The sequence below is a fragment of the Microcoleus sp. PH2017_12_PCY_D_A genome (genome assembly GCF_020738565.1).
Taxonomy (GTDB): Bacteria; Cyanobacteriota; Cyanobacteriia; order Cyanobacteriales; family Microcoleaceae; genus Microcoleus.
The window spans coordinates 94375-105897 of sequence record NZ_JAEQCI010000033.1; the positions used below are offsets into that span (position 1 = coordinate 94375).

The 11523-nt window shown below is 47.7% G+C and carries 9 protein-coding genes, 1 pseudogene and 1 riboswitch; of the genes and pseudogenes, 1 reads left to right on the forward strand and 9 read right to left on the reverse strand.

Translation table 11 applies throughout. The features are described from left to right. Positions 1 to 158: 158 nt before the first annotated feature. The 3 genes from JGK39_RS10410 to JGK39_RS10420 form a co-directional block, all read right to left on the reverse strand. Positions 159 to 797: a DUF4340 domain-containing protein gene (locus JGK39_RS10410; RefSeq protein ID WP_293252954.1), complete on the reverse strand. Its 639-nt coding sequence runs from the start codon at positions 795 to 797 to the stop codon at positions 159 to 161. Positions 798 to 978: 181 nt separating this feature from the next. Further along, the gene (locus JGK39_RS10415) at positions 979 to 3105 is read right to left on the reverse strand and encodes a Gldg family protein (protein ID WP_293252951.1); all 2127 of its coding nucleotides are present in this window, start codon (positions 3103 to 3105) and stop codon (positions 979 to 981) included. A 44-nt stretch (positions 3106 to 3149) separates the two neighbouring features. Beyond that, the gene (locus JGK39_RS10420; RefSeq protein WP_293252948.1) at positions 3150 to 4055 is read right to left on the reverse strand and encodes an Rpn family recombination-promoting nuclease/putative transposase; all 906 of its coding nucleotides are present in this window, start codon (positions 4053 to 4055) and stop codon (positions 3150 to 3152) included. A gap of 46 nt (positions 4056 to 4101) precedes the next feature. Between JGK39_RS10420 and JGK39_RS10425 the strand changes: the two genes are divergently transcribed. Continuing rightward, positions 4102 to 4317 (forward strand): hypothetical protein, encoded by a 216-nt coding sequence (locus JGK39_RS10425; RefSeq protein WP_293252945.1) that lies wholly within the window; start codon positions 4102 to 4104, stop codon positions 4315 to 4317. Here JGK39_RS10425 and JGK39_RS10430 read toward each other — a convergent pair. The 6 genes and pseudogenes from JGK39_RS10430 to cobG form a co-directional block, all read right to left on the reverse strand. Continuing rightward, entirely contained in the window at positions 4314 to 5114 is an 801-nt protein-coding gene (locus tag JGK39_RS10430) for an ABC transporter permease subunit (protein ID WP_293252942.1), read from the reverse strand. The genes JGK39_RS10425 and JGK39_RS10430 overlap by 4 nt on opposite strands. A 1535-nt stretch (positions 5115 to 6649) precedes the next feature. Then, positions 6650 to 7600: pseudogene (locus tag JGK39_RS10435) on the reverse strand (ABC transporter ATP-binding protein); the annotation flags it as partial. 146 nt (positions 7601 to 7746) lie between these two features. Continuing rightward, positions 7747 to 7944 carry a hypothetical protein gene (locus tag JGK39_RS10440; protein ID WP_293262099.1) on the reverse strand — a complete coding sequence of 66 codons (198 nt, stop codon included), beginning with the start codon at positions 7942 to 7944 and terminating at the stop codon, positions 7747 to 7749. Between the two features lie 66 nt (positions 7945 to 8010). Next, positions 8011 to 8721, reverse strand: a complete 711-nt coding sequence (locus tag JGK39_RS10445) for a precorrin-2 C(20)-methyltransferase (protein WP_293262096.1) — start codon at positions 8719 to 8721, stop codon at positions 8011 to 8013. Next, on the reverse strand, positions 8718 to 9347 hold the full coding sequence (locus JGK39_RS10450; RefSeq protein ID WP_293262102.1) for a precorrin-8X methylmutase: 630 nt from the start codon (positions 9345 to 9347) through the stop codon (positions 8718 to 8720). The genes JGK39_RS10445 and JGK39_RS10450 overlap by 4 nt, the downstream gene beginning before the upstream one ends. Positions 9348 to 9587: 240 nt before the next feature. Continuing rightward, positions 9588 to 11090 (reverse strand): precorrin-3B synthase, encoded by a 1503-nt coding sequence (cobG, locus tag JGK39_RS10455; protein ID WP_293262093.1) that lies wholly within the window; start codon positions 11088 to 11090, stop codon positions 9588 to 9590. Between the two features lie 34 nt (positions 11091 to 11124). Further along, positions 11125 to 11230: riboswitch (cobalamin riboswitch) on the reverse strand. Positions 11231 to 11523 lie beyond the last annotated feature (293 nt).

The following is an 11523-nucleotide window of genomic DNA, read 5'->3' on the forward strand; positions in this document are numbered from 1 at the left end:
GAATTTGTTCTTGAGATTTTATCTCAGAGCGCACCATTATCAGCAACAGGCTCTCCGGCCTGTTCCACAATAAAATTCACTCTTTGTGGAACAGGCCGGAGAGCCTGTTCATAAAAGGCAGATTGAGAGTATTACAGCATCAAGGATCGACCAGCAATCTATTGATTCTCAGGACTTGGCGTGGGAGAAGGTGTTTGCCGCTTCTCTGGTTTGGGTGTTTCTGCTTTTTTCCACTCAGACAAAGGTCGCTGGACGGCATTTTTAAAGTCAAAAGGTACCAGCAGGACTGGCAAAGTTTGGGCCCTATTTTGAGGTGGCGCTTCCGCCTGGTTGGCTTGGGCGTACAAAAAGCGGCCGCTAAAGTCTGTTTTGCCTAACACTAGGCGGTGAGTTTCCTGGTTGTCCAGCTTGACTGTGACTGTGGCTTGCGGTTGGTCGAGGCCGAATTCTGGCAGTTGAGCGGCAGTAATATCTATAGTGCGATCGCTCTTTCCTGTTGCCAGCCTGTCCAGCAAAAAATCCACCGATGCCTGATTCGCGTGTGCTTGCACCGGCAATTTCATTTCCCAGCTAGACTTACCTCCTTTCTGAGCATAAACTCGTTCAAAAGTCAAGATTTTTTCCGGAGTTTTGACTGTAAAGAATTGTACGCGATCGGACTTGAAAGTAAAAATTTTATGTTTTTCGTCCTTAGCCGCCTCCTGTTTCGGGGACACTTGCGTCTCGTACAAAGAAACCAACCCCGCCATCGTCAGCGCAACGGCTATCAATATAAATGTATTTTTTTGCAATTTCATAATAACTGGGAATCGGGCATAGGGCATAGGGCATAGGGCATAGGGCATAGGGCAGTCTGTTATTAGTCAGGACTTATGCACAACCGACCTATGTAGGGTGCGCACTGCGCACCTTACCACTATGATTAGCGCATCAAAACTGTTTTGCGTAACAACTGAAAACAATCAACTGACAACTAACTTATCTTCTCTTCCACCAAATAGCGCCACCAATACCCAGTCCGAGTAAAGGCCAAATCAGCCAAGCCAAAACCAACAATCCTATTTGGACATCATTCATGTTAAGGCGGCGGTTGGTAGCTTTTTTCGGGCTGATAGAAAAGCTTTGCTGGTCTGGTTTACTCAACCAACTCACTGAATTGAGAAACACGTCGCTATTGAGTTGTTGGTCAAACCAACCGTTAGTCACAAATTGAGATGTACCAATTACTATCATGCGCGATGTTTTTGTAGGAGTTGAAAGCACAGAAGGAGTTGTGGTTGGACTGGGAGATGCTGTGGGAGATGTTGTCGGTGTTGGCGTAGGCGAACTTTCAGGAGATGCTGTCGGAGATGTTGTTGGTGTTGGTGTGGGCGAACTTTCAGGAGATGCTGTCGGAGATGTTGTCGGTGTTGGGGAAGTCGTCGGTAATGCTGGAGGTGTAGCTTCTTGGGAGACAATCACCGAATAGCTAATTGGGGAAGCTACGGGTGAAGTTGTTGGTGATGGCGAAGTTGTCGGTGATGGCGAAGTTGTCGGTGATGGCGAAGTTGTCGGTGATGGCGAAGTTGTCGGTGATGGTGAAGTTGTTGGTGATGGCGAAGTTGTCGGTGATGGCGAAGTTGTCGGTGATGGTGAAGGTTTCGGCGAAGTTGTTGGTGATGGTGAGGTTGTTGGCGATGGTGAATTTGTTGGTGAAGTTGTCGGCGATGGTGAATTTGTTGGTGAAGTTGTCGGCGATGGTGAAGTTGTTGGCGATGGTGAAGTTGTTGGCGATGGTGAAGTTGTTGGCGATGGTGAAGTTGGTGAGGGTGAGGGGTTTAACGGAGTGCTGTCAGAACCCGATCGCACCAAAGCCACACCTAATAATAACGGGCCTTGTCGATCGGTCTTCGGATCGAACTCCAATTTCTTAGTCGTCAAATCGCTTTCCGCCCAACTTTCCTGACTCGTCCAAATCAGCGGTTTTTCCTCTATCCCTGCTACTGGCGAAGTTTCCAAAGCGCGTGCAAACGGATAAAATGAAATACCGCTACCGAAACTTTGAGTAATCGGATGTTCGCCGTAACGCCTGACTGTAGGAACCGTCGCACCCAGGCCGAATCTTTGACCAGTACCCGAAGCATCGATAGCCAAACGGGTGTCTAGTTTTACCCCCCATTCTTGCAGAAATTTGTCCAATCCCGTATTAATTCCCGGGTCTACCATTAACAATAAACTGCCGCCGCGATCGAGATAAGCTTTTAATGCTTTAATTTCTGCATCGGAAAAAGGTTTATCTTGACCCGGAATAATTAAAGCATCTGCATCTTCGGGAACTTCTTTGCGTTCTGTCAAATTCAGCGTTTGAGCGTTATAGTATTTGTCTTTCAGAGCTTTTTCAGCTTGCTGAATTCCGCCTTGACCTTCTTTCAGCGGGCGAGCTCCTTTACCTTGCAAAAAGTAAACTGTAGGAGTACGAGTGCTGAGAATTTCTTCTAAGCCATTGGTAAGTTTTATCTCTGAAAGGCCTTGATTTGGGTCGCTACCAAAAGCCGTACCACTTTTTTGCAGTAACTGTTTTTTGTCACCGGACTGCAAGTAAACTTCTCCGATGCTGGTAATGCTAAATTCCCGGATTTTTCCCGGTTGGGCTTGGGGGTCAACAAACTCGTATTGAAACTTTTCACCTCCCTCGCGTTTGTAGCTTTGCAGCAATTCTTTAATTTGCGGATTTTGGATGGGGTCAAATACCCAAACCTTGACTGTTTGTTGCAGGTTTCGCAGGATTTGTTGAGTCTGGGGGGCGAGGGTAAATTGTTGGCTTTCGGTTAAGTCGATGCGGAGGGGATAGCGAAATGCTATGAAGTTAATTACTCCCAGAATCACAAAGACTGCGAGGGTAGCAATCAGCGCGTTGGTACTCGCTTGAGTGGAACGCCGCCCCCAAAAGCCTTGTTCGTAAGTCAAGGATAGCAGCCAAAGTGCGATCGTCACTATTCCGGCAATAACTAAACCGACTGTCAGAGGTTCCCATGCTGCGGATACAAGTCTTGCTGTTAACCCGGCTGCGGTGAGAAGGGGGCCCAGCAAAAAAACGTATTTCCAATTTGTTTTGGTAATTTTCATAAGGTAAATATTGTGTGACCAAACTCCGGTTCAAGAATGTTATTCTATATTGAATTAGTCTGCTCCAACCAGGCTGTTAAATCTGAGAGACTGTTGAAATCCAGGACGGCATCTCCTAATTCTTCTAATTCCTGTAATCCTAATTGACGGATGGAGTTTTCTAGTTCCGGTTGGATTGTGCCTAAACGCCGCACAAGTTGACGCAATATTAATGAGAGTTGAGCGGTTTTTGTCACCTGGTCTCTTGCTAAATCTATGGCAATCTGCTGGTCTTGAATCCACAGTTCTTGGTTCTGCAATTCATTTAATTCTTCCTGAGTGAAGTTGTCCTCGCTGGCAATTTTAAAAGCTTTCTGAATTTCGGGAACAGCACTCAGTGTTTCGGGGACTGTCTCCAGAATACTGGCATTTTGGAGAAAGTAAATCCATTTGTCGGCGGTTGTTTCTAATTGTGCTAATTCTTTGCTAAATTTTGGCAGTTCGACAAATACTAATTCTATTTCAGTATCTGGACAATCAAACTGTTGCTCTTTTTCTTTGAAAACAAACCTCGTCATAAATTCTGGCTGATTTTCAAACATTTCAAAGTTGGCAATTTTCAAGGAAGTTACTGTTTTTAGTCTTTCGTAGCGTTCTTCTCCTGTTAATTGCAGGCTGTAGGCTTTGGCTGCATTGTACAAAACTCTTTTCTCGAAGGAAGGCACGTTGAGCAGTTGGATTTCAATGAGGGCGATTCTGCCGCCGTTGATTGTGGCTTTGACATCTAGGTGTGTGTCTGGGACTCCGAAAGTTTTATTTCCCGGTTGGGAGTCGATTATTTCTAAGTCTTTAATGACGGGCTGTGCTTCATAAAGGATGGCGTTTAAAAAATTAATGAGGATGTATTTGCTGTCGCTGGAACTGAATATTTTTTTGAACGCAAAGTCGATTTTGGGATTGATAAATCTCATTGTTTGATTTACTTGGTAGAATCATTTACCCTGAAAATATAACCGAATGTTGAAGGAAGAAGGAAGAAGGAAGAGGGAAGAAGGAAGAGGGAAGAAGGAAGAGGGAAGAAGGAAGAGGGAAGAAGGAAGAGGGAAGAAGGAAGAGGGAAGAAGGAAGAGGGAAGAGGGAAGAAGGAATAAGTCAGTAGCCAGATTAATGCCCCATCCCCGATGCCCGATGCCCGATGCCCGATGCCCGATGCCCGATGCCCGTTGTTTTTAAGAACGCTGATATCGCAAAGCATCGATCGACTGTGCTGTGAGAAATACTCCTAGAATGATGTAACTGGCAAAAATAATTAAACTGCTAGTATCAAAAACTCCCTTGACAAGATTAGTGTAATGTGTTAGGAGTGAAAGTTGTCCTAATGCTGCTCCGAAGGGCCCGCCGATACCGACGGCGGCTGCATCGATTACCCACAGAAATAAGACTAGAGCGAAGGTGAGGATGGCGGATAAAATTGTGCTGTCTGTAAGGGATGAAATAAACATTCCGAGGGACAATATTCCGGCCGCTAGTAAGATTAGGCCGCCGTGTCCTAGCAGCACGACGCTGGAGGGTACGGGGGGCGTTGACGAACTTAGGGCGATCGCCTCGCAGAAGAGTAGTGGCAGCAACATTGTGGTATAAAATGTTAAAACGCCGAGGAGTTTGCCGGTAGCAACGACCCAGTTGGTTAAGGGCGATGTGGCTAAAAGTTCTAAGGTGCCGCGCTTGCGTTCTTCTGCGTAAAGTCCCATGGATAGTGCTGGTAGTACGAACAGTGAAAGGGAACCCATGATTCGCAGGAAGAGTTGCAGGAATTCATAGGCTATGTCGATCGCAGGTTCGGTAATTCCCATTCTATCTCGCTGGGTAATTTGAGGAATTAGGCCGTCGGGGGCAAGGAGAATGGCGATTAAAAAGTAGCCGGCGATCAGCCAAAAGACTGCTGCGATAGCATAGGCAAATGGTGATGCAAAATAGCTTTGCAGTTCTTTGCGGTAAATGGCGATGATATTACTAATCATTACTAACATTTAGGAATTGGGAATGGGTAATTGGGTATTGGTAATTGCTTCATTCTGAGTCGCCTCCGGGTCGTGTTTCGCTGTCGTTGCTCTGTTGTTGCTTTCTTTCTATTTTTCGCTTTCTGTTAACGGGTGGTTGTTCTGCTTGAGCATCGCTACTCGCTTGTGGCCTTTTTTTAACTTGCCGATTTTTGACAACAGGTTCGGATTTTGGTTGAGAATGTTCGATCGACTCTACGATTTCGACAACAGGTTGCGTCACAGGTTCGGCTTTTGCTTGAGAAAGCTCGATCGACTTTACGGTTTCGACAACAGGTTCCGGTTTGGGTTGAGGATGCTCGATCGACTCTACAATTTGGGCAACAGGTTCGGCTTGATGTTCGATCAATTTGGGCAACAGGTTCGGCTTGATGTTCGATCGACTCTACATTTTCGACAACAGGCAGATTTTCGACAATCGGTTCCGGTTCGCGATACTCGATCGATTCTACGGTTTCGGCAACAGGTTCCGGTTTGGGTTGAGGAAGCTCGATCGACTCTACGATTTCGACAACAGGTTCCGGTTGAGAAAGCTCGATCGACTCTACATTTTCGACAACAGGCAGATTTTCGACAATCGGTTCCGGTTCGCGATACTCGATCGACTCTACGGTTTCGACAACTGGTTCGGCTTCTAGTTGAGGATGTTCGATCGACTCTACATTTTCGACAACAGGCAGATTTTCGACAATCGGTTCCGGTTCATGATGTTCGATCGACTCTACAGTTTCGACAACAGGCAGATTTTCGACAATCGGTTCCGGTTCATGATGTTCGATCGACTCTATTGTTTCGACAATCGGTTCCGGTTCACCATACTCGATCGACTCTACGGTTTCGATAACAGGTTCGGCTTTTGCTTGAGAAAGCTCGATCGACTCTTGTCTTTCGACAATTTGCAGAAATGCTGCAACTGGTTGCATTTCTGGTTCTATATCATTGATTGTCTCTGATGTTTCTGCAAGTGGTTCTGATTCTGGTTCAGAATTGTCGATCGACTCTTCGATTTCTGCAAATTCCAGATTTTCGACAATCGGTTCCGGTTCGTGATACTCCATCGACTCCACAGTTTCTACCACTGGTTCTGATTCTGATTCAGAATGCTCCATCGACTCCACAGTTTCTACCACTGGTTCTGATTCTGGATCGGCAAGCTCCATCGACTCCACAGTTTCTACCACTGGTTCTGATTCTGGCTCAGCAAGCTCCATCGACTCTACTGTTTCTACAACTGGTTCGTGGGATGTTGAATGAGCATCATAGAAAGATTTTACTGTTTCTACAACTGGTTCGTCGGATGCTGAACAAGCATCGTAGGGCGACTCTTGCCTATTTGAAACTGGCAGATTTTCCACAATCGGTGGCGCTTCCAATTGATGAGCATCCGCGATCGGCGGTGATTCCGATTGATGAGCATCCGCGATCGAATCTGGAATTTTTGTCGCTGTTTGCAGATTGCGATCGACCTCCGGTTCGCTGTGAACCAGACTTTCTTCCGGTTTCTTTTGGCCCGCTGTCAGCCGTAAAAACACATCTTCCAAAGTAGCCCGATTGCGGCGCATTTCGCAGAGTCCGAATCCTGAGGCGATAATAGCTGCGGCGATTTCTCGTCCTGGTTCCACGTCCGATTCGCACGAGGCCAGCAGGCGGTAGCGACTGGCTAAAAATTGCTGGCTGGGAATCAATTCGATCGATCGAACTCCCGGCACATTTTCCAAAGAAGGCAACAGCAGACTGTTAACCAAATCCGCCTCACCTTCAACTTCGACTTCGTAACCTTCCCCAGCGGTGAACTCTCCCATCAAACGTTCGGGAGTACCAGCGGCGACGATTTGACCGCGATTGATGATGGTGACGCGGCTGCAAGTCATGCTGACTTCGGGCAGAATGTGGGTAGAAAGGATAATAGTGTGTTCGCCTGCAAGACTTTTGATTAAGTTGCGGACTTCGATGATTTGTCGCGGGTCGAGGCCGACGGTTGGTTCGTCCAGGATAATGACGGGGGGATCGTGGACGATCGCCTGTGCAATACCAACTCGTTGCCGAAATCCTTTAGAAAGTTTGCGGATTAAAACTTTGCGTTTATCAACCAGGCCGCAGCGTTCGATCGCGGAAGTAACTCGTCGCGCGCGATCGCCCGCAGGTACTTGCTTGATCCGCGCCACAAAAAACAGAAACCCTTCCACAGTCATTTCTGGATACAGCGGCGGGTTTTCCGGCAGATAACCGATGCGCTGTCTCACCGCCATCGAGTTTTCGTGAACATCCAGGCCGGCGATGCGGGCTGTACCGCTCGATGCCGGCAAATATCCCGACAAAATCCGCATGGTTGTGGTTTTGCCGGCGCCGTTGGGCCCCAAAAACCCGAGAATTTCTCCTGCTTCGACCGAAAAAGACACGTCCGCGATCGCTGCCGTCGAACCGTAAGTTTTGCTTAAGTGTTCTACTTCAATCATTTGTCAAAGTCATGTCGATTTTAGGTTTGAGATTTGAGATTTGAGATTGACTCCGCCAACCACAGGCCGGACGCCTGTTCCACAACCACAGGCTAGTTAGGGCCAATTTTTCACCTCAGCCTGCAACAAACCAAATCTATCACAACTCACGATCGTACTTGGAAGCGGGATACTTGTTTTAGGTCGATCGTCTGGCTCCGGCTAGGGTTGAGTTTGCTGTTGCTGGTTGAATAATTCACACAGAAAAACAGGCAGGATGCCTGTTCCACAGATAAAAAAGTGTAAGGATTCAGGTGGTGCGTATTGAGAAGTGCGATCCGGCAAACAGGGTGAGACTTTAGCATTTTCAGCCTACCGGGTTGGCCCTTTTCACGGCCCAAATCTTTATCCCGAACTCACGTTGAATAAGGTCAAGATACAGACTTTTGCTGGCTGGGTATCATCACCAATGCCCAGTAGGGAACTTCGGCAGGATCGACATCTGCGATCGCCCGAATGCACTGATTCGGCATAGTTGCGCGTTCTATATATAGTGCGCGATCGAACTGTCCCAACTCAATCAACACGTCTCGGACTTTCGCAAAGTGCCTCCCCAGCTTAATAATCACAGCAGCATCAACAACCGCCAGCCGATCGCGCAAAACAGAGGCATCCAACGTCGCAGGCATAATGCTTAACACATCGTTACGGTAAGTCAGTGGCACTCCCAGCGCACTCGCACTCGCCATCGTCGAAGAAATTCCCGGCACAACTTCGGTAGTAAATTTGCCCGACAAACGGTTGAACAAATACATAAACGTGCCGTAGAGAAAAGGTTCGCCCTCGCACAAAACCGCCACATCGCGCCCTTCGCTGAGGTGGGCGGCAATTTTCTCTGCTGCAATATCGTAATACGGTTGAGACGATCGCGTCGGGCTAAAAGGCAGCGGCATCGGAATCTCAATTTGCTCCGGGCGCAAGTAATCTGCGACGATCGCCCGCGCCAGCACCTTACCATTTTCCATCGCCGGATACGCAATCACCGGCACCGATTGCAAAATCCGATAAGCTTTCAAAGTGATCAATTCCGGATCCCCAGGGCCGATGCCCAATCCATACAATTTACCAGTAGTCTTAGTCATAGTTCGTCCTCTTTAGCTAACGCATTCACGGCTGCTGTTGCCATTGCACTGCCACCTCGCCGCCCCTGTAGCGCGATAAATGGCACTCCCCGACTGTTAGCAGCGAGTTCGGCTTTGGATTCCGCCGCCCCCACAAATCCTACCGGGAAACCCAGAATTAAGGCCGGTTTCGGGGCTCCAGCATCCAGCATTTCCAGCAGCCGAAATAAAGCAGTCGGGGCATTGCCGATCGCCACAACTGCACCATCTAACTTATCTAGCCACAAATCGAGTGCTGCTGCCGATCGAGTATTGCCGATTTGTCGCGCCAACTCCGGGACTTCAGGATGCCAGAGGGTGCAAATCACTGGATTGTCTGCGGGTAGGCGTTTGCGGGTGATGCCTTCGGCTATCATCCGGGCATCGCAGAGAATTGGCGCGCCTGCTGCGAGGGCTTTTCGCCCGTGGGTGGCTGCAAGGGGGGAAGCTGCTAAGTCTTTAACGATATCGATCATTCCGCAACTGTGAATTAGTCGCACTGCAACTGTTTCTAAGTCTGATGGCAGGTTTGATAAGTCTGCTTCGGCGCGGATTGTGGCGAAGGATTTTTTGTATATTTCTGTTCCGTCTCGGATGTAGTCAATCATTAAGATAATTAGGAATTGGGAATTGGGAATTGGGAATTGGGAATTGGGAATTGGGAATTGGGAATCGGGAATTGGGAATTGGGAGACTGTACTTAACTTTATTTGCAACTGCTATGGGAAGTTTGTTTGATTTATGAAATGGCTTTTTTAAATGAACCGCGAAGGCGCGAAGGGCGCGAAGGAAGAAAGAGAAGGGGAAATGATGACATTTTGTCTGTTTTTATGGGATGTTTTTTGCTTTTAATTGTGAGTTACTGGGCTAAGTAATTTCTGCAATTTGTCGATCGCCCACCGATCGCAAAATTCACCTAATGACTCGTGAGGTTCTCGCAACTGCTGGTAGACGCGCAGCATTCGCTCGATCGCGCGGGGCATCTGGGCTGCGCTAACGGCTGGGAAGATTTGCCGTCCAAAGGGCAAGTCTTTTTTACCTGCATAAATGTTGTAAGCTGCGATCGTTTCGCATCCCTGCTGAATCTGGGTTCCTACTAGGGTGATGTCAATTGGCTGGTGTTGGGCGCAGGATTTTTCGCAGCCGCTGAAATGTATGTTAATCGATCGGTCGATCGTCAGTTTTTGCGCTAAATCCCTCACCATTTCTAGGGCGTGAGTTTGAGTATCTGTCGCCGCCGACGCACAGCCGCTGCTACCGGCGCACGCAACTAAGCAGGAATCTAGATTAGTTGCGGATGAGTGCAATCCTAAATCGGCGATTTGCTGTTTGACCTCAAAAATCTGGGAGCTGGGAATGTCGGAAATCACCAGATTTTGCCACGGTGTGAGTCTGAGGGTGCCGCTAGCTAGATTTTGGGCTAAATTTGCCAAATTTCTCAGTTGCTTTGATTCTAGCTTGCCTAGGGGCAGTGCAATGCCGATGTATGAAAAATCGGACTGTCGCTGGGGATGAATGCCGAGATTGCCGTTGGGCGCGAGGGTGAAAATCGCGTCAGTGACAGGCAGGATGCCTGTTGCACAAGAGTTGTGGGAGATGTTTGTTTCAGAAAGCTCCCTGGACTCTCGCCGCAATGCAAACGGCAAATTTTTCTCTACTTTTTTTAGATATTTTTCAGTCCCCCAATCAGCGAGTAGATGACGCAAACGCGGTTTTTTGCGATTAATTCTAGGCGAATTTTTAGTATATTCAAGATACGCGCTAGTTAAGCTTGCTAATACTGCAATACATTGCGATTGTTCGATAAGAATTCCTGTATCGCTGTTCAAATACAGTCGGAAAAATATTTCAGGATTTGTCGATATCCTTTCTGCTGCTAATAAAATATCGTTCCGTAGATTGCGGATAGAAACTAATTCTCCGCCATCAAAACCAATGCTGAATTTAGCGGAAAGTTCTGATAACTCAGGATGGGTTTGAAGGTAATTATCCCAAGCTGCAACTAACGGGCGAGTATCGAGTAACTGCTGGCGATCGATTCCTGCTGTCGGGCTTGCCATTATATTGCGAATTGGGTCAACTTCAACGCGGCGAGATGCTAATCCCAATTCTTGCAAATCTTGCCAAATTGACGGGGGAATTTCCGAGTGCAATTCTCGGATTTGCAAATTTGCGCGATTCGTGACTTGCAAAAAGCCGGTACTGTAGCGATCGACTAAATTGGCGATCGACCAACACTGCTGTACATTTAACATTCCCCCCGGAATCCGCATCCTCGATAAAACGCCGTCTCGGGCTCGGGAACCGTAAAATAAGCCCGGACAAGTCGGTAAATCAGTCAAAGCTAACAAATAATCTCCTTCCCCGTGCGACGCAGGGAACCTACAAGTAAACGCGCCCTGAAATCGGCATTCTGACTCTCACAGTTGCGGCACAGCGCCGGAATTGCACCGGACTTTCCCGCTTTCAGGTTTCAGAAATGTATCATAGGTCGATCGGCCGCAGCCCTAACTCTCAACTTTCTTAACAAAACCCCTGGCGATCGCACTCTCTATCGTTTCATCAGCTTTCCTAATGACCCCCATCAGTTAAGCTGTCGTTACAGGCCTTTACAAACCTTAACGATACCGTTAATAATAGAGACATCATCCGAACATTGAAAACCAAATACAGCAATCATAAACACATGACAGCCACCTTACAGCAGCGCGAAAGCGCCAACCTGTGGTCGCAGTTTTGCAACTGGGTCACCAGCACCGACAACCGCATTTATGTAGGTTGGTT